18 protein-coding genes are annotated in these 18,841 nt (G+C 50.0%); 6 read left to right on the forward strand and 12 right to left on the reverse strand.

What is annotated here, in order from left to right; all coding sequences use genetic code 11:
* Positions 1-418 precede the first annotated feature (418 nt).
* Positions 419-2,683 carry a 5-methyltetrahydropteroyltriglutamate--homocysteine S-methyltransferase gene (gene metE, locus CLR69_RS20015; RefSeq protein WP_129713137.1) on the reverse strand — a complete coding sequence of 755 codons (2,265 nt, stop codon included), beginning with the start codon at positions 2,681-2,683 and terminating at the stop codon, positions 419-421.
* A 104-nt stretch (positions 2,684-2,787) separates the two neighbouring features.
* On the opposite strand from metE, the gene metR reads away from it, so the two are divergent.
* Positions 2,788-3,723, forward strand: coding sequence for an HTH-type transcriptional regulator MetR (metR, locus tag CLR69_RS20020; protein WP_129709047.1), 936 nt, complete (start codon positions 2,788-2,790; stop codon positions 3,721-3,723).
* Here the strand turns inward: metR and CLR69_RS20025 are convergent.
* The 9 genes from CLR69_RS20025 to CLR69_RS20070 all read right to left on the reverse strand — a co-directional run bounded on the left by CLR69_RS20025 (position 3,629) and on the right by CLR69_RS20070 (position 10,784).
* A complete protein-coding gene (locus tag CLR69_RS20025; protein ID WP_129713136.1) occupies positions 3,629-4,528 on the reverse strand; it encodes a carboxylate/amino acid/amine transporter in 900 nt (299 codons plus the stop codon). The two genes, metR and CLR69_RS20025, sit on opposite strands and share 95 nt — an antisense overlap.
* Before the next feature lie 234 nt (positions 4,529-4,762).
* Entirely contained in the window at positions 4,763-5,095 is a 333-nt protein-coding gene (locus tag CLR69_RS20030; protein WP_129709053.1) for a YjeO family protein, read from the reverse strand.
* Positions 5,096-5,812, reverse strand: a complete 717-nt coding sequence (locus CLR69_RS20035; protein ID WP_129713135.1) for a hypothetical protein — start codon at positions 5,810-5,812, stop codon at positions 5,096-5,098.
* Between the two features lie 16 nt (positions 5,813-5,828).
* Positions 5,829-6,308, reverse strand: coding sequence for an Hcp family type VI secretion system effector (locus CLR69_RS20040; protein ID WP_129713134.1), 480 nt, complete (start codon positions 6,306-6,308; stop codon positions 5,829-5,831).
* Positions 6,309-6,748: 440 nt separating this feature from the next.
* The gene (gene pagP / locus CLR69_RS20045) at positions 6,749-7,402 is read right to left on the reverse strand and encodes a lipid IV(A) palmitoyltransferase PagP (protein ID WP_129709062.1); all 654 of its coding nucleotides are present in this window, start codon (positions 7,400-7,402) and stop codon (positions 6,749-6,751) included.
* Between the two features lie 311 nt (positions 7,403-7,713).
* Complete coding sequence (gene cysE / locus CLR69_RS20055; RefSeq protein ID WP_129709065.1) at positions 7,714-8,535, reverse strand: serine O-acetyltransferase; 822 nt, start codon at positions 8,533-8,535, stop codon at positions 7,714-7,716.
* Positions 8,536-8,675: 140 nt separating this feature from the next.
* On the reverse strand, positions 8,676-9,695 hold the full coding sequence (gene gpsA / locus CLR69_RS20060) for an NAD(P)H-dependent glycerol-3-phosphate dehydrogenase (protein ID WP_129709069.1): 1,020 nt from the start codon (positions 9,693-9,695) through the stop codon (positions 8,676-8,678).
* Positions 9,695-10,165, reverse strand: coding sequence for a protein-export chaperone SecB (gene secB / locus CLR69_RS20065; protein ID WP_014913761.1), 471 nt, complete (start codon positions 10,163-10,165; stop codon positions 9,695-9,697). The genes gpsA and secB overlap by 1 nt, the downstream gene beginning before the upstream one ends.
* A 187-nt stretch (positions 10,166-10,352) precedes the next feature.
* On the reverse strand, positions 10,353-10,784 hold the full coding sequence (locus CLR69_RS20070) for a rhodanese-like domain-containing protein (RefSeq protein ID WP_129709072.1): 432 nt from the start codon (positions 10,782-10,784) through the stop codon (positions 10,353-10,355).
* 245 nt (positions 10,785-11,029) lie between these two features.
* On the opposite strand from CLR69_RS20070, the gene envC reads away from it, so the two are divergent.
* Together envC and CLR69_RS20080 are read left to right on the forward strand one after the other, a co-directional pair.
* Positions 11,030-12,331, forward strand: coding sequence for a murein hydrolase activator EnvC (envC, locus tag CLR69_RS20075; RefSeq protein ID WP_129713133.1), 1,302 nt, complete (start codon positions 11,030-11,032; stop codon positions 12,329-12,331).
* Positions 12,332-12,333: 2 nt separating this feature from the next.
* Positions 12,334-13,281: a divergent polysaccharide deacetylase family protein gene (locus tag CLR69_RS20080; protein WP_129713132.1), complete on the forward strand. Its 948-nt coding sequence runs from the start codon at positions 12,334-12,336 to the stop codon at positions 13,279-13,281.
* A 50-nt stretch (positions 13,282-13,331) separates the two neighbouring features.
* Here CLR69_RS20080 and tdh read toward each other — a convergent pair whose 3' ends face one another.
* On the reverse strand, positions 13,332-14,363 hold the full coding sequence (gene tdh, locus CLR69_RS20085) for an L-threonine 3-dehydrogenase (RefSeq protein WP_129713131.1): 1,032 nt from the start codon (positions 14,361-14,363) through the stop codon (positions 13,332-13,334).
* A 10-nt stretch (positions 14,364-14,373) separates the two neighbouring features.
* The gene (locus CLR69_RS20090; protein ID WP_129713130.1) at positions 14,374-15,570 is read right to left on the reverse strand and encodes a glycine C-acetyltransferase; all 1,197 of its coding nucleotides are present in this window, start codon (positions 15,568-15,570) and stop codon (positions 14,374-14,376) included.
* Positions 15,571-15,812: 242 nt separating this feature from the next.
* On the opposite strand from CLR69_RS20090, the gene rfaD reads away from it, so the two are divergent.
* Genes rfaD through rfaC form a run of 3 tightly spaced genes read left to right on the forward strand, consistent with a single transcriptional unit; the run spans position 15,813 to position 18,834 of the window.
* Positions 15,813-16,745, forward strand: a complete 933-nt coding sequence (rfaD, locus tag CLR69_RS20095) for an ADP-glyceromanno-heptose 6-epimerase (protein ID WP_129709089.1) — start codon at positions 15,813-15,815, stop codon at positions 16,743-16,745.
* Between the two features lie 23 nt (positions 16,746-16,768).
* Positions 16,769-17,854, forward strand: a complete 1,086-nt coding sequence (rfaF, locus tag CLR69_RS20100; RefSeq protein WP_129713129.1) for an ADP-heptose--LPS heptosyltransferase RfaF — start codon at positions 16,769-16,771, stop codon at positions 17,852-17,854.
* Positions 17,851-18,834 (forward strand): lipopolysaccharide heptosyltransferase RfaC, encoded by a 984-nt coding sequence (rfaC, locus tag CLR69_RS20105; RefSeq protein WP_129709095.1) that lies wholly within the window; start codon positions 17,851-17,853, stop codon positions 18,832-18,834. Before rfaF ends, rfaC begins: the two co-directional genes overlap by 4 nt.
* Positions 18,835-18,841 lie beyond the last annotated feature (7 nt).

Below are 18,841 nucleotides of genomic sequence, written 5' to 3' on the forward strand. Positions count from 1 at the left end.
TATGGGTATATAAAAATACCCATAAGAGAGTAATTACAGTTGTGTTTTCAACGTAAATAAAACATAAAAAAATACAAACAACCTCACATCCTGAGCTGCATCCATGCCGTTTACCTTATCGGCACAAGATTTCTGAGCTTTATAACGATATCGATTAAAGCCGTCGAAAATAGAGATACCAACAACATGAAAATATTCATTTTCGACGAATAACCGCCCCATCGATGCAGAAAAAATGGGAGGCAATGCGATTTTATTAAAATAAAGATAACGGCATTTTTTTTCAGGAAGGGAGAAGTATTGACGAGGAAATAATAAACAATCGGGGTTAAAAGAAATAATACGTATTTTATCTATTAGTCAGCGGTAAAAAAATCGGGGAGGCCATCGCCTCCCCGATTTCACCAGCAATTAAACATTACTGAGTTTCACGCAGACGCTGTGCTGCTTGAACCATATTCGCCAGAGCCTGACGCGTTTCCGGCCAGCCACGCGTTTTCAGACCACAGTCTGGGTTTACCCACAGGCGTTCAGCAGGAATACGCTGTGCCGCCTTCTTCAGCAGGGCTTCCATCCATTCCACGCTCGGTACGTTCGGAGAGTGGATATCATAAACGCCTGGACCGATTTCATTCGGGTATTCGAACTCTTCAAACGACTCCAGCAACTCCATATCGGAGCGAGAGGTTTCAATCGTAATCACGTCTGCATCCAGAGCGGCAATAGAATCCATGATGTCGTTGAACTCGCAATAACACATGTGGGTATGGATCTGCGTATCATCTTTCGCCACAGCGGCATTCAGACGGAAGGCATCCACAGCCCAAGCCAGATAAGCATCCCAATCCGAACGATGCAGAGGCAGACCTTCACGCAGCGCTGGTTCGTCAATCTGAATGATGCCAATGCCTGCGGCTTCCAAATCGGCTACTTCATCACGCAGCGCCAGCGCAATCTGCTTAGCGATGGTTTCCCGAGTGACGTCTTCACGCGGGAAAGACCAGCACAGGATCGTCACCGGACCTGTCAGCATGCCTTTCATCGGTTTGTCAGTCAGAGACTGTGCGTATTTCGCCCACTCAACGGTGATCGCTTCTGGGCGACTCACGTCACCAATGATGACTGGCGGCTTCACACAGCGAGAACCGTAACTCTGCACCCAGCCATTCTGGGTAAAGACAAACCCATCCAGATGCTCACCGAAGTATTCCACCATGTCGTTACGTTCGGCTTCACCGTGTACCAGTACGTCCAGACCTAGACTCTCCTGCTCAACCACGGCTTGCTTGATATGCTCGGCAATACCAGTACGGTAGTTATTACCATCCAGACGACCCTGTTTGAAATCCAGACGCAGGCCGCGAATTTCGGTGGTTTGCGGGAAAGAACCAATCGTGGTTGTTGGCCATGCTGGCAGATTAAAGCGCTCGCGTTGAGCGTCGGCACGCACTGAATAGGCGTTCTTACGCTGACTGTCCTGCGAGGTGATGGCCGCCAGACGCTGTGCAACAGCGGCGTTATTCACACGGGTCGAGGTACGGCGGGCGCGAATCGGCGCGCTGTAGGCTTCTAGTGCCTGACCGTTCCCGCTGTTCAGTGCCTGAGACAGCAGTGACAGCTCCGCACATTTCTGAATAGCAAAGGCAAACCAGCTTTTCACCTCATCATCCAGACGCACTTCCACACTCAGATCGATAGGGCTATGCAGCAGTGAGCATGAACTTCCCAGCCACAGATCGCGCGTCCCCACCAGCGGTTGCAAACGCTCGAACCAACTGCTCAGGTCAGCACGCCATACATTACGACCGTTAATCACACCCAGAGACAATACCCAGTTAGCAGGCAGTTGGGCATTCAGCGTAGCAGCATCATCCTTACCGTGAACCAGATCGATATGCAGCCCCTGAACTGGCAGCGCTTTGATGGTTTCCAGATTCTGGCTAACGCTATCGAAATAGGTCGTCAGCAGCAGTTTCACCTGACCTTGCAGCGCATCGTAAGCCGGTTTAAACGCGGCCAGCCACTCTTGCGGCAGTTCCAGCGCCAGCGCAGGTTCATCGATCTGCACCCACTCAATGCCGCGTTTTGCCAATTCAGCCAGCACCTGCTGATAAACCGGCAGAATATCCTGCAACAGTGACAGACGATCAAACTGTTCGCCTTTCACTTTACCTAACCACAGGTAGGTAACCGGGCCTAACAGCACAGGCTTAATTTTATGGCCCAGCGCCAGCGCTTCATCAACTTCATCCAGCAGTTGTGTCCAGGTCAGCTTGAACTGCTGCCCTTTGGTGAATTCCGGCACCATGTAGTGATAATTGGTGTTAAACCACTTAGTCATTTCTGCCGCCGCGGCAGGTTGCCCAGTTGGCGCACGTCCACGACCAATGCGGAACAGCGTGTCCAGATCGACCGAGCCATCTTCATTCTGATGACGCGCTGGTACGTTACCCAGCAGCAGACTCGTCGTCAGTACATGGTCGTACCAGGCGAAATCACCCACTGGCAGCAGATCAACGCCAGCATCCTTCTGTTGTTGCCAATGACGCGCACGCAGCTCACGTCCAACGGTCAGCAACTCTTCCTGTGTCGCGTTACCTGCCCAATAGCTTTCCTGCGCTTTTTTCAGTTCACGGCGTAGTCCAACGCGCGGAAAACCCAGTGTGTGATTCACAATCGCCATCGTTAATTCCTCATTTAGCCGTCCAGATGTTTACACATCCATAATCCGCAGGTACTGTAGTAAGCACAAGCGCAATTTGTTCACTGTCACTGTGAAGGACTCTCATGATCGAATTTAAACACCTGCGAACGCTGCAAGCACTGCGCAATACCGGATCGTTAGCCGCCGCTGCCGCTGCACTTCATCAAACCCAATCGGCGTTATCCCATCAGTTCAGCGATCTGGAACAGCGCCTTGGGTTCAGGCTATTCGTGCGTAAAAGCCAGCCGCTGCGCTTTACGCCTCAGGGAGAAATTTTGTTGCAGTTGGCAGAGCAGGTGTTACCGCAAATTCAGCAGGCGTTGCAGGCGTGCCATGAACCGCACCAAACCACGCTGCGCCTGGCTATTGAGTGCCATAGCTGTATTCAGTGGCTGACGCCTGCGCTAGACGAGTTTCATCAACATTGGCCGCAGGTCGTAATGGATTTTAAATCAGGTGTGACGTTTGATCCGCAGCCCGCGCTCCAGCAAGGCGAGCTGGATCTGGTCATGACTTCAGACATCATGCCACGCAGTGGCCTGCACTATTCACCTCTGTTTGATTTTGAAGTCAGGCTAGTGCTGGCTCCCGAACATCCACTGGCACAAAAAGAAAAAATCGAACCGGAAGATTTCAGCGCAGAAACCCTGATGATCTACCCGGTACAACGGCAGCGGTTGGACGTTTGGCGTCACTTTTTACAACCAGCAGGCATCAGTCCTGCACTGAAAAGTGTGGATAATACACTGCTGTTGATTCAGATGGTCGCCGCCCGTATGGGCATCGCCGCGTTACCGCACTGGGTGGTGGAAAGCTTTGAACGCCAAGGGTTGATTGTGACCAAATCGTTGGGGGATGGGCTTTGGAGCCGGTTGTACGCCGCCGTCCGCGACGGAGAACAGCGCCAACCGGTCATTGATGCATTTATTCGTTCGGCGCGTCAGCACGCTTGTGATCATTTGCCGTTCGTAAAGGACGCTTCACGACCCAATGCTGGTGTACCCACAGTGAGGACGTAATGATCGCCGTCCCTACGATAAAGCTCAGCCAGTCTGGCGTTTTGTGCCAGATGGCGAAGTTGACCAGTAGACCGGCTGGCACGTGAAAGTTATTCATTATGCTGAGCGTTCCGGCATCCACCTGCGTTGCGCCGTAGTTCCACATAAAATAGCCAAGACCAGAAGCGCCAATACCCAGCCAGACCAACACGCCCCACTGCATGGTTGTGGTGGGTAATTTATCCATATTGCCGAAGAGCAGCCATGCGGCTATTGTCACGATCGCAGCCCCCAGATAAAACCAGGAAAATGCGCAGTGCTGTGGCACAGGATGAACCTCCATCAGACGCTTATAGCCAACCTGACCTGCGGCAAAACACACGTTAGCCACCTGCACCAGCAGGAACCCCCACCAAAAGTGCTCACTCACGCCATGATAGTGGATCACTGCCGCCCCGAATACCGCCAGCAGCGCACTCATCGCGTAGCCCCAGCGCAGGTGCTGCCGGGCAAGCAAATCGTAAATCAGCGTGACGTAAAGCGGCGTCATCACCGTGAAAAGCAAAAACTCAGGTACGGTCAGGTACAGGTAAGCCTGGAACACAAACAGGTACATGATACCAAGTTGGCAAGCACCAACTAACATATACAAAAAAATGACGCGTGGCGCGTAACCTCGCCAACGTAGGAATGGCAAAAACACCACAGCCGCCGCCGTCAGACGGAACATCGCAGAAAACCAGCTATCAACCTGACCAGCCAGATATTCGCCAATCAGACTGAATGAAAATGCCCACAAAATAGTGGTGATAATGAGTAATGGCACGACAGCATCCACTGAGAAAAAAGTAGCGCCATTGTAGCGGAGATGGCTGAATGAATTTCAGTCAATATGGTTTACATTAGATTAAATAATAACCAAGTGAAAGCATCGGGTGCTCATACATTTATCCCCTGAGGATAAATAGTTATTCCATTATATTCATGAGGGTATTGAACACTTTTTTTAAAATGAGCGTTAATCACAATGAGATCAGAGCATTTTGACGGAGTCAGTCAATTAACATAAAAAAAATCGACCAAAGAAAAGCCATCCGCCATACAGAATGACGCACAGTATACCAACTATGTAATAGGTTATTTTATAGCGATTTTTTATGAAAATGTTACGTACTAACGCAATAAATAAAGGTATTATCAACAATAGAGCCGACACACCCGCTTGTAAGATACGGTTACTGAGAGATTGGTGGGGAATGCTACAGACAGAGTCTCCCGATTCAATCATCCAATCATATTTGTTGATCGAGAGTAACCCCATCACAAAATAGGCGAATACAAAATACCCTACCATAGAGATAACATCGACGATCTTTTCCTTACTTATGTTCATTCAGGTACTAAGCTCCAGAAGTTTTCTTATATGGTTTCTAATTTGTAGTAGTCGTATCCCATAAGAAATGTAGTCGAATTCTGCAGAATTACGTTCTGGCTTAGCATCGATAAAACGAATAAATTCACTCAACTTTCTTTGTATACCTCGGTTATAACGAATCCCCGCCATTATGTATTGTTCATCAGTCAAATAAAGTGCAGCAACGCTCGGATAATCATAGAGGATCATATCTCTTAGGTGCTGCGCAACAAGCCAGAGGTTAAAATCATCCTCCATCAGGCAAGTTGCTAATTCCAGCTGATCGCGCGTTGTCAAAATATCAGGATTTAATCCCAAGGTTCTAGCTGCTACCTGAATTTGCATAGCAACAGAACCAAAAGAAGTTTGATTTTCAGGAGATGACTTTAGTTTCAAAAGCCGTTTTATCTCAAATACCTGGAATTTATATTCCTCTGGCATTCCGCCTGACTCAATCCAAGCAACACCACCAAGTAACTCAGGAAGAATTCCAGCTTGGTTAGCATATTTTATGATTCTTTCTTTGTTGTACTGGATATAGGCATCTTTATATGCGTTTAAATAATATCCGCCACTCTTCCTTTCAGGATTGCTTTTACCAAACTTCCAAAAAATAACATCAATTTCATCCCATTTTCTAAATCTAACTTTAGAAATATCACAAAATTTATTTCGTACGATAACATCACCTATCATAATCGTTACCTGTATATTAGTACACTTGCTCTTCCCATAAACTATAACCGCCAGTTCCAGCAATATGGTGTTGCCAATCTATGCTTTGATACGCAATAGATATCATTTCTTCTGGCTGATTCTCTGCATGGGTCAAGGCATGCGGATAAGAAACGGTAATGTTCCTTATAACTGCTCCAAGGAGTTTCACAGAATAATATTTTTCCTGTGTACCCGTATTCGCCGTACGGTAAAAGTCGAATAAAAGTTCGAGTTTTTCGTTTTTTGATATGGCATTTCCCAAGAGTGGGGAAGATTTATCGATGGGTTTACAAAAGGTTATAGGTTGATGACTAATATTTTGGTTTCGGCTGATAGCGTGATCAAACTGTAACACAAAGATTTGATCTCTATGTCCTATCTGATATTTATTCCCAATCGAGTCAACAGTGCCACACTCAGCAGATATTTTTCCCTGTTGATTACCCGTTAATGTTAAATAAATATTATTCGCCATATAAAATCCTTTTATATTATTTAATCCATAAATTCTTAAAGTTTACGAATTTAACAATGGAAAACACATTAACTATAGACGTAAAAAGACCGCTTACTTACTCAAGTAACTTACTAAAAATCACGTTAAATCAATAAAAATATCAGCCTGCTATACATTTAATTCTAAAAAATTGAAATCATTTTATGATTATAGTTTAGTCAATATGAAATATTCAATAGACTCTCCATATAATAAAACCACGAATAGTATCATTCGATATAGATAGCTAGAGAAGCATTAAGGGGAGCTCCGAGCTTTTCCCATTAATATATGTTATAGGAATTATAAAATATAATAATAAAGTAGTAACGATCCCAAAAAATATGGCATCGATACTACTTTATATTAGGTTTTTCTTTTTTACGAAAAAAATATTCTCGAAAAAAAATAAAAGGCCACTAAATCTGCCATCTGAACCAGGCAAAGAAAACATTGCCGTTATTGTATGTTCCAGGGATGTAAGTCGCCTGGAAAGAGAGCTTGCTATAGCTTATTGATGCCAAAGGCAACAAGACGGGAATTGGAATATAGTTCCAGTTATCACGCATCGTGAAACCCGCCGTAAAGCCCAGGCCCAATTGAAAATCCTGATCGCTGGTTGGCCGCCAACGCTTTTCATAACCATAGCCACCAATAGGCTCCCATTTGTTATAAGAGTCTTTGAACGCCATGATATAAAGCCCGTGCCAGTCCCCGTCCTTATCTAAACGGGAAACACCGTAGCCCGCGCCCCATGGCCTTTCATTATATCTGTCAGTCTTTTCTTTATCGTACGTCCAACGGTTATGCCAAGTGATGGTCGGAATGTAAATATCGTGGCTCTGTGGCGAATTCCAGGTAGTAGACAGATTGTTTTTACTTCTCTGCCACCAGCTTTCCTCATGCTTATCCGACACCAAGTCACTGGAATCAGACGCAGTGGATGCGAGATTTGCTGTGCTACTCGTATTATTTGTCCCTACATTATTTATGCTTTCTGCTGCGTAGCTTAAAAAAGGAACAACGGGTAGTGTAATCAAACTTAACGTGATTAAAATTCGCTTCAAATACATATAAGATTCTCTGTAACAGCGTCACGATTCCATTCAAACAAAGGTGATCCGAACAAAACTATTTTGTAGTTACCAAAATATATAGCTCAGTTTGTGTAATCTGCCTATATAACCGGGAAACCAAGGCCGCCTATTATGAAGGGATAAACAGCAACTTTGGCTAAATAGATGGTGAATACAGAGATGCTTTCAGATGTTTCTTAGCCAAAATAACAAAAAACCACCTTATTTGTCGGTGGTTTATATTCTGGTGGGGGTTAAGCGCCGTATCTCGCTTCAGATTGAATAGCGTGAATCACTGGCGTAGCAGGTTAGATGCCATCACCATATTCAAAACCACGGTTGATGCCGTTGAAATACTGATCCATATCCATGGCAGGTTTATCGCTTTCCGGGCGACCGACGATACGAGCCGGAACCCCTGCCGCCGTCGTATGGGGAGGAACAGATTGCAGTACGACAGAACCGGCACCAATTTTTGCGCCACATCCCACCTCGATATTCCCCAGAATTTTAGCGCCTGCACCAATCATGACGCCTTCACGAATTTTAGGGTGACGATCGCCACTGGTTTTACCCGTACCGCCCAGCGTCACAGATTGCAGAATGGATACATCATTTTCAACCACTGCCGTTTCACCGATCACAATACCTGTTGCGTGATCGAGCATGATCCCACAACCGATTCTCGCCGCTGGGTGAATATCGACACCGAAAGAAACTGAGATCTGATTCTGGAAATAGACCGCCAACGCTTTACGATCCTGAGACCAAAGCCAGTGACCAATGCGATAAGCCTGCAATGCATGAAACCCTTTCAGGTAGAGCAGAGGCGTTGAATATTTATCCACCGCGGGATCGCGCAGGCAGACGGCCTGAATATCGCGAGCGGCAGAAACAATCATCTGCGGGTCGGCGCTATAGGCTTCTTCGACCACCTCACGAATAGCAATCGCAGGCATAATCGAATTGGCTAACTTATTCGCCAGCATGTAGCTCAGCGCACTACCCAGGTTCTCGTGCTTCAGCAATGTGGCGTGAAAAAAGCTGGCCAACATCGGTTCACAGTCCGCGAGACTGCGCGCTTCTGCTTTGATATTGGTCCAGACCAGTTCCAGTTCTTCTGTCGACATTGCCTTACTCTCCGAGAGACCACACACCACAACGTATATCAGTTCCAAACAACAGGCTTGTTAGCCCACCGCTCACGTACAAGAAAATGAAGATACTATGAGCTTCCAGGATTAGGAAGCCCAGCAGAGAACGACGTGTTTTATAATTTGGCGGTTTCGTCTTTACGTGTGCGCCCTAACAGGCTCAGCGCCGCTTCTCTGGCGTCTTTCCCACAATACAGAACCTGCCACAGTTGCTCAGTTATCGGCATTTCAACGCCGTAGCGCTGCGCTAGTGCCAGAACTTCTTTCGTATTGCGATACCCTTCAACAACCTGACCAATACTATCCTGCGCACTCTGTACATCCATTCCTTGCCCCAACATCATGCCGAAGCGTCGGTTGCGGGACTGATTATCAGTACAGGTCAGCACCAAATCGCCAAGCCCAGCCATCCCCATAAAGGTACTAGGATCAGCGCCTAGCGCCGCGCCAAGTCGGGTCATTTCAGCCAGCCCACGGGTGATCAATGCGGTACGAGCATTAGCACCAAACCCAATGCCGTCTGACATCCCGGCACCGATAGCAATGACGTTTTTCACTGCTCCGCCTAACTGTACGCCGATAAAATCTGGATTACTGTAAACACGGAAGCTCTTCCCACAATGCAGTAGCCGTTGCAGGTCATCAGCAAATTCACTGTCCGTTGCTGCAAGAGCAATAGCCGTCGGCATGCCAGCGGCTAATTCTTTGGCAAAGGTCGGGCCGGATACCACCGCAAGCGGGATGGTTTCGCCCAGCGCTTCGCGTGCGACATCTTGCAACAGACGCCCGGTTTCCGCTTCCAGCCCTTTGGTCGCCCACACGATACGCGCATCGGCACGCAAGTGAGGTTTCAATTGACGCAGAACATCACCGAATACATGGCTCGGCACAACAACCAGCACGTCTCTGCTGGCAGCGAGCGCCCGCGCCAGATTCGTTTCCAACTGTAGCGAATCGGGGAAAGGTACATCCGGCAGGAATGCCTGATTACAGCGGGCGGCCTGTAGCGCCTGAATGTGCGTAGGGTTATGACCCCATAGCACAACTCGATGGCCATTACGCGCCAGCGTAATGGCCAATGCGGTGCCGTATGAACCGGCACCGATGACGGTCATAGATGCGTCAGACGCGTTCATCAGGCATCCTGATGCTGCGCAGCGCCTTCACCTTCGGTCTGCTGTTGCAGGTAATTCATGAACAGCGCATCAAAGTTAACCGGTGCCAGGTTCAGTTGCGGGAAAGTACCGCGAGAAACCAGGCTGGTGATGCACTCACGCGCGTAAGGGAACAGAATGTTCGGGCAGTATGCGCCCAGGCAATGTGCCAGTTGGGTCCCTTCGATACCGCCAACGGTAAAGATACCACCTTGCTGAACTTCACACAGAAATGCAGTTTCTTCACCCAGAGAAGCCGTTACAGTCACACGCAGTACAACTTCATAGATGTCATCAGCCAGTTGGCTAGAGGCCGTATCCAGATCCAGTTTTACTTCCGGCTGCCATTCCTGCTGGAACACCTGAGGCGCATTCGGCGCTTCAAAAGAGATATCTTTGGTGTAGATACGCTGGATTTGGAAAGCCATTTCTGTGTTGTTTTGTTCAGACATGTTGAGTAATACCCTTTTGTTAGATTTTCTTGACGTCTTCCGTCGTCATGAGTAGGCGGACGTCAGCACATTTCTGTCATTGTCGTACTGCAATCGGCCTGTCGATTATCCTGCAAAATCGTTGCCATTTCGCTGTGTATGACTTACTGCACGTGGCACGATGCGGATAGTTTTACCACAAACCGTTTTATTTGCCGCGGACTAAAGGCAGATTCTCACCGCTCCAGCCAGCCAGGCCATCTTTCAGTACCTGCACACGCTCAAAACCGGCTTTGTGCAAATTCTCGGCCGCTTCGCGTGAAGAGAGGCCGTTGGCGCAGACCACGATAATCGGCTGCGACTTATGTTTTTCAAGTTCACCTACGCTGCCGTTTTTAATGTCGACTGGCAACAGGTTAAATGCGCTGGCAATATGGCCACGGCGATAGTCATCGCGGTTACGGATATCAACGACGACAGCATCTTCTTTATTAATCAGTCGGATCGCTTCACCGCGAACCACTTCTTTCACGTTCGACAGTTTACTCTTCACAGTAAGTACAATTACCGCAACCAACAGCGCAACCCAGGCGATGCTCAAAATAGGGTTCTTGCTAACGAATGGCATAATCTCTTGCATGGGGTGTAACGGCTCCCGGATCAGTTAAGCAACAAAAATATAAGGTTCCTGAGTATACCTGCGCGATACGGCAATTACAGCCAGTAAGCCAACATAGCGTATCGAATCTGCGGCGCGCTTTCCATTTATCTATATATTGATACGCATAGAGACGCGCCTTTGTGCCATGCTTGTCACGTCTGGAAATAGAAATCAGACAAGAGACAACTGGTAAGCCGCTGTTCATCGTGGAATAATTTATCGATATGAGTAAAAACGCGTTATTTGTACAGAGTCGAGTGGTATGTAGCGCAGATCGCCAGTTATCCGCATTACAAAGGCTGCTCACCCGCTGCGTCAGCGCACTCTGCGTTGGCGTTTTGCTGTTGCCCGCGCTCGGCCAGGCGGAAGATAATCAGGCACAGCTTAAGACCCTGCAACAAGATATCGCCGCAAAAGAAAAAAGCGTTCAAGCGCAACAAAAGCAGCGCAGTACATTAGTCCAGCAGTTGAAAAAGCAAGAGCAGTCTATCTCTCAGGCAAGCCGTCAACTGCATGAAACGCGCAATACGCTGTCCACACTGAATAAAGAATTAGCCAGCCTCAGCGCCTCTATCGCAAAACTGCAATCTCAGCAGGATAAGCAACAAACGCTCCTTTCCCGTCAGCTTGATGCCGCCTTCCGACAAGGTCAGCACAGCGCACTGCAACTCATGCTGAGCGGAGAAGAAAGCCAGCGCAACGAACGCATCCTCGCCTACTTCGGCTATCTGAATGAAGCACGGCAGAAATCCATCAACGAGTTGCAGCAAACTCGCATAGAACTGGCAAATCAGCGGCGTCAGTTAGAACAAAAACAGGCGCAGCAAAAAACGCTGTTAAGTGACCAACAGCAGCAACAGCAAACGCTGGAACAGGCGCAGTCCGATCGAAAGAAAACGCTGTCGACGCTGGAAAGTTCGCTGGAAAAAGATCAGCAACAGCTAACGGAATTGCGCCAGAATGAAACCCGATTGCGCGATCAGATCGCTCGCGCCGAGCGAGAAGCGAAAGCCCGTGCTGAACGGGAAGCACGCGAGGCTGCCAAAGTTCGAGCCAAAGAAGAACAAGCCAAACGCAGCGGCAGCAGTTACAAACCCACTGAAGGTGAACGCTCACTTATGGCGCGCACTGGCGGTTTAGGGCGACCTTCTGGTCAAGCCATATGGCCCGTTAACGGCCGTATTGAGCATCGCTTCGGCGAGCCGCTACAGGGTGAGCTACGTTGGAAAGGCTTGGTGATTACTGCACCGGAAGGGACAGAAGTGAAAGCCATTGCCGACGGTACTGTCCTGATGGCCGACTGGCTACAGGGCTACGGACTGGTCGTGGTTGTGCAGCATGGCAAAGGCGATATGAGCCTGTATGGCTATAACCAGAGCGCATTGGTTTCCGTTGGCGCTCAGGTCAAAGCCGGTCAGCCGATTGCGCTGGTCGGTACCAGCGGCGGGCAAAGCCAGCCCGGGCTGTATTTTGAAATCCGTCGTCAGGGTCAGGCGGTCAATCCACAACCTTGGCTGGGAAGATAGTTTTGTCTTATTTAACCAAAGCACCGTTATTAGCATTGAGTCTGTTCGCGTTGTCTCCTTTGGCACTAGCTGGCAAGCTTTCCATCGTCATCGATGATTTCGGCTATCGCCCGCATAATGAAAACCAGATTCTTGCAATGCCAACGGCGATTTCTGTCGCGGTATTACCCAACGCGCCATACGCCCGTGAAATGGCGACCAAAGCCCACCAGCAAGGGCGAGAAGTCCTGATCCATCTGCCGATGGCACCGATGAGCAAGCAGCCATTGGAGCGTGACACATTACGCCCCGATATGGGCAGCGATGAAATTCAGCGCATCATTCGCCAGTCGGTCAATAACGTGCCTTACGCAGTGGGGTTGAATAACCATATGGGCAGCGCGATGACCGCCAGCCTGCCCGGTATGCAAAAAGTCATGCAGGCGCTAAGCGCTTACCAACTCTATTTCCTCGATAGTATGACCATTGGCAGCAGCCAATCGAGTCAGGCCGCGGCAGGAACAGGCGTCAAAGTCATCAAACGCAAAGTTTTTCTGGATGATTCACAAAACGAAGCTGAGATTCGTAAACAGTTTACCCGTGCGGTGCAAATCGCTCGCCGCAGCGGTTCCGCTATTGCTATCGGGCATCCGCATCCTTCAACTATACGCGTCTTGCAGCAGATGCTGCCCACGCTAGATGCCGATATCGTCTTAGTACGCCCCAGCCAGTTGCTGAATGAGCCTGCGCAGCATTATGAGCCTCAGCCACAGCAGCCAACCAAGCCGCGTAATCCGTTCCGCGGCATACCGCAATGTCAGGTCAAAAAACTACCGGAACCGGTGAAGAACGATGTTTTCTTCAAACTCGTAAGCAGCAGCATCCGGGATAGTGCACCCGTACTGTTTATCAAGCATCGCTGGCAGACCTGGATTACCCCTGCCGACACCGAAACGCACAAGCAGCCGTAATTTCAGACGCGCGTTCCCTTTTGCTATCTATCGGGTTCTCCACGGCAGGGTTATCTTGCGTCCCAGTTGAGAATAACCTTACCCGACTGACCCGATCGCATGGCATCGAACCCTTTCTGAAACTCATCAATGTGAAAGCGGTGGGTGATAATCGGTGACAAATCCAGCCCGGACTGAATCAGCGCCGACATTTTGTACCAGGTTTCGAACATTTCCCGACCGTAGATGCCTTTGATAAACAATCCCTTAAAAATCACATCCCCCCAGTCAATAGACATCGGTTCATGCGGAATGCCCAGCATGGCGATACGCCCACCGTGATTCATCGCTTTTAACATGGCGCGAAAGGCCGATGGCGCGCCCGACATCTCTAACCCAATATCAAACCCCTCAGTCATTCCCAGCTCAATCATCACGTCAGCCAGCCTTTCCTCTGCCACATTGACGGCGCGCGTTGCTCCCATTTTACTGGCCAGCGCCAGACGGTACGCATTCACATCCGTAATCACGACATTCCTTGCGCCAACATGACGGCACACCGCTGCCGCCATTATTCCTATCGGCCCAGCTCCGGCAATCAACACATCTTCCCCGACTAAATCGAAGGAAAGGGCGGTATGTACGGCGTTACCGAAAGGATCGAAGATGGCGGCCAACTCGTCAGAAATATTGTCGGGAATGCGAAATGCGTTGTAGGCAGGAATAACCAGATATTCCGCAAACGAACCGGGACGGTTTACCCCGACGCCGATGGCGTTGCGGCATAGATGACGCCGTCCGGCACGACAGTTGCGGCAATAACCACAGGTAATATGCCCCTCGCCAGAAACCCGGTCACCAATATGAAAACCGTTAACCTCCTGACCAATAGCGACAATTTCACCCACGTATTCATGCCCAACAACCATTGGTACGGGAATAGTCTTCTGCGACCATTCGTCCCAGTTATAAATATGCACATCCGTTCCGCAGATCGCGCTTTTGCGGATTTTAATCATGATGTCGTTATGCCCGAGATCTGGCGTGGGGGCATCCATCATCCAGATACCTTCTTCTGGTCGCAGTTTTGCCAATGCTTTCATGACGGTATCCTCATATGATCACACCAAGACGTCTGCCCACGCGGATAAAAGCCTCGACGGCAAATTGGATTTGCTGCGGCGTATGAGCAGCCGATATTTGGGTACGAATACGCGCTTGACCAAGGGGAACAACGGGATAGAAAAAGCCGGCAACATAAACGCCTTCCCGCTGTAGCGCCTGTGCAAAATCCTGCGCCAGTTGTGCCTCACCCAGCATCACGGGAACAATGGCGTGATCGGCCCCCGCCAGCGTGAACCCTGCGGCAGCCATCTTTTCACGAAACAGACGGGTATTTTCCCACAACCGCTCACGTCGCTCTCCGCCATGTTCCAGTAGATCCAGCACCTTGAGCGATGCGGAGACAATGGCAGGCGCGAGCGAGTTGGAAAACAAATAAGGGCGAGAGCGCTGGCGTAGCCAGTCGATCACCTCACGTTTGCCTGCCGTATAACCGCCCGATGCGCCACCCAACGCCTTGCCTAACGTGCCAGTAATGATATCGATACGATCCATTACCCCACGATGTTCATGCGTCCCGCGCCCATGTTCACCCACAAATCCCACCGCATGGGAATCATCAACCATCACTAACGCATCATAACGATCTGCCAGATCACAGATCCCTCGTAAATCCGCAATCACGCCGTCCATCGAGAAAACGCCATCGGTGGCAATCATGATATGTTTCGCCCCTTCCGCTCTGGCCAGTTGCAGCTGCGCTTCCAGTTGGCTCATATCATTATTGGCGTAACGGTAGCGCCGCGCCTTCGATAGACGAATACCGTCGATGATCGAGGCATGGTTAAGTGCATCGGAAATAATCGCATCCTCCGCGCCCATTAACGTTTCAAACAGCCCGCCGTTGGCATCAAAACAGGAGGAATAGAGAATCGCGTCCTCCATTCCCAGAAAATCCGCCAGATTGCGCTCCAGCTGTTTGTGGATATCCTGCGTTCCGCAGATAAAACGCACCGATGCCATGCCGAAGCCATGGCTGTCTAACCCAGCTTTTGCCGCGGCAATCAGCTCAGGGCTATCCGCAAGGCCAAGATAATTATTGGCACAGAAGTTGAGCAGATGATCGCTGTCCGTCACCTCGATTTCAGCCTGCTGAGCAGAGGTAATAATACGCTCCTCCTTGAATACCCCCTCAATGCGTGCGGCCATGATTTGTGTAGTAAGTTGTTGATAAAAAGCAGCAGGCATAGCATTACTCTCCCATAAAAAGATCGCTTTATGGTTTTTAAGCTAGCGGATGTGGGCAGAAATGCGGGGTAAACAGTCCGAAAATGCTGGCTTCGTCACGGCCTGAATCATCTTAAAAAGACGGGGACAACACGGGATAAATTAACCTCTGGCTGCTTGCGGTAAAATGAAATGCTATTATAGCGGTCATAAACAGTGTGGGGCGCGGTGCCTCACCGGCAAGATTAACAAAGGTCGCATCCATGATTATCGTTACTGGCGGTGCCGGTTTTATCGGCAGCAATATCGTAAAATCTCTGAATGACATCGGCTACCGGGACATTCTGGTTGTCGATAACCTGAAAGACGGCACCAAGTTCGTCAATCTGGTCGATCTGGATATTGCAGATTACGTGGATAAGGAAGATTTCATCGCCAGCATCGTTGCAGGCGACGATCTGGGCGATATTGATGCCATATTCCATGAAGGTGCTTGCTCTTCCACCACCGAGTGGGACGGCAAATACATGATGGATAACAACTATCAGTATTCCAAAGATGTGTTGCACTACTGCCTCGATCGCAACATTCCGTTCCTGTACGCCTCGTCTGCCGCCACCTACGGCGGTCGTAACGATAACTTCATCGAAGCGCGTCAATACGAGCAGCCGCTAAACGTCTATGGCTACTCCAAATTCCTGTTCGATCAGTACGTGCGTGAGATTCTGCCGGAAGCGGAATCTCAGATCTGCGGTTTCCGTTATTTCAACGTCTACGGACCGCGCGAAGGCCACAAAGGCAGTATGGCGAGCGTGGCATTCCACCTGAACAACCAGATCAATCAGGGTGAAAGTCCGAAACTGTTCTCCGGTAGCGAGAACTTCAAACGTGACTTCATCTACGTCGGTGATGTCGCCGCCGTCAACCTGTGGTTCTGGCAGAACGGTGTTTCGGGCATCTTCAACTGCGGCACTGGCCGTGCCGAATCCTTCCAAGCCGTCGCCGACGCCACACTGGCCTTCCATAATAAAGGTGGCGTGGAATACATCGAATTCCCTGAGAAGCTGAAAGGCCGCTATCAGGCCTATACACAGGCCGATCTCACCAATTTGCGTGCCGCTGGCTACGATAAGCCGTTCAAAACCGTCGCCGAAGGCGTAGCGGAATACATGGCCTGGCTGAACCGTACCGTTTAATCGGATAAGGATTCATAAGCGGTATGAAAATTTTGGTCATCGGCCCTTCCTGGGTCGGCGATATGATGATGTCGCACAGCCTTTATCGCACGTTGAAGGCTGAACACCCGGAAGCGGTCATTGACGTGATGGCCCCGGCATGGTGCCGTCCTCTGCTGGCGCGGATGCCAGAAGTCAATCAGGCGCTAGCCATGCCACTAGGTCACGGCGCACTTGAACTGGGCGAACGCCGTCGTCTTGGCGTATCGCTGCGCGATACGGGCTATGACCGCGCTTACGTGCTACCCAACTCCTTCAAATCTGCGCTGGTGCCGTTCTTTGCCAACATTCCACAGCGCACAGGCTGGCGCGGCGAAATGCGTTACGGACTGCTGAACGACTTACGCGTGCTGGATAAAGCCGCATTTCCGCTGATGGTTCAGCGCTACGCCGCATTAGCTTATGACCGTAGCCGTATTCATCGTGCCGAGGATTTGCCGCAGCCGTTACTTTGGCCACAGTTACAGGTCAATCAGGCCGAAATTGCGGACATGGCGCAAGCCTTTAACCTCAGCGATGAACACCCCATCATCGGTTTTTGCCCCGGTGCCGAATTTGGCCCTGCCAAACGCTGGCCGCATTATCACTATGCTGCGTTAGCACAATCACTGATTGAGCGCGGTTATCAGATAGCACTGTTCGGTTCCGCCAATGACCGTTCAGCCTGTGACGATATTCTTCAGGGGTTGACGGAAGATGCCCGCCAACACTGTGCCAATCTGGCAGGGCAAACCTCGCTGGAACAGGCTGTTGTCTTGATTGCAGCCTGCCATGCCGTCGTAAGCAATGACTCTGGGCTAATGCACGTCGCTGCGGCGCTTCATCGTCCGCTTGTCGCGCTTTATGGCCCGAGCAGCCCCGATTTTACTCCGCCGTTGTCCCATCAGGCTGAAGTGATTCGCCTGATTACCGGTTATCACAGGGTGCGTAAAGGGGATGCCGAACAAGGTTATCACCAAAGTTTGATCGATATTCAGCCCGAACGCGTGCTTAGCGCACTGGATAAGTATCTAACGTCGAAAGGAAGTCTCGTTCAGAGAGAAAACCGGGTGCCGGGAGCAGGCGCATGAGAGTACTGATTGTGAAAACGTCGTCGATGGGCGATGTACTACATACGTTACCAGCCTTAACCGACGCGATGCAGGCTATTCCCGGTATCCAGTTCGACTGGGTCGTTGAAGAAGGTTTCGCACAAATTCCAAGTTGGCATCCGGCGGTTTCCCGCGTCATCCCGGTGGCGATACGCCGCTGGCGGAAAAACTGGTTCAGTGCCCCGATACGTCAGGAACGTGCAGAATTTAAGCGTCAACTACGCCAATACCGCTACGATGCGGTGATTGATGCACAGGGACTCATTAAAAGCGCACTGCTGGTTACGCGGCTCGCCAACGGCAAGAAACACGGTTTGGATTGCAAAAGCGCGCGTGAGCCGCTAGCCAGTTGGTTTTATAACTATCGCCATCCGATAAGCCGCCGACAACACGCTGTAGAGCGTGTTCGGGAATTATTTGCCGCCAGTCTGGGTTATCGGAAACCGATCGAACACGGCGATTATGCAATTGCCCAGCGTTTTCTCTCCCAACCGCTCGCAGACGCCAATCGCTATCTGGTGTTTCTCCATGCCACGACGCGGGATGAAAAACACTGGCCGGAAGCGCACTGGCGTGAACTGATTGCGCTATTCGCATCAAGCGGACTACACATCAAGCTCCCCTGGGGAGCGGAACATGAGCACCAACGTGCGTTACGGCTGGCTGAAGGGTTCCCATATGTTGATGTCTTACCGCGCCTCACGTTGCAGCAAGTCGCTGAAGTTCTCGCTGGGGCCAGTGCTGTTGTCTCCGTCGATACCGGGCTGAGTCACCTGACAGCGGCATTGGATCGTCCAAATATCACCTTATACGGTCCCACCGATCCAGGGTTAATTGGCGGCTATGGGATGAATCAGGTGGTGGAAATGTCTGAAAACCAGAAAATGGAGACGATTCCCGCTAGCCTCATCCATCAGAAATTAGAGAAGCTGATAGAATTACCTGCATCAGGCGAGTGATATCGCT

The sequence above is a fragment of the Pectobacterium zantedeschiae genome, assembly GCF_004137795.1.
Taxonomy (GTDB): Bacteria; Pseudomonadota; Gammaproteobacteria; order Enterobacterales; family Enterobacteriaceae; genus Pectobacterium; species Pectobacterium zantedeschiae.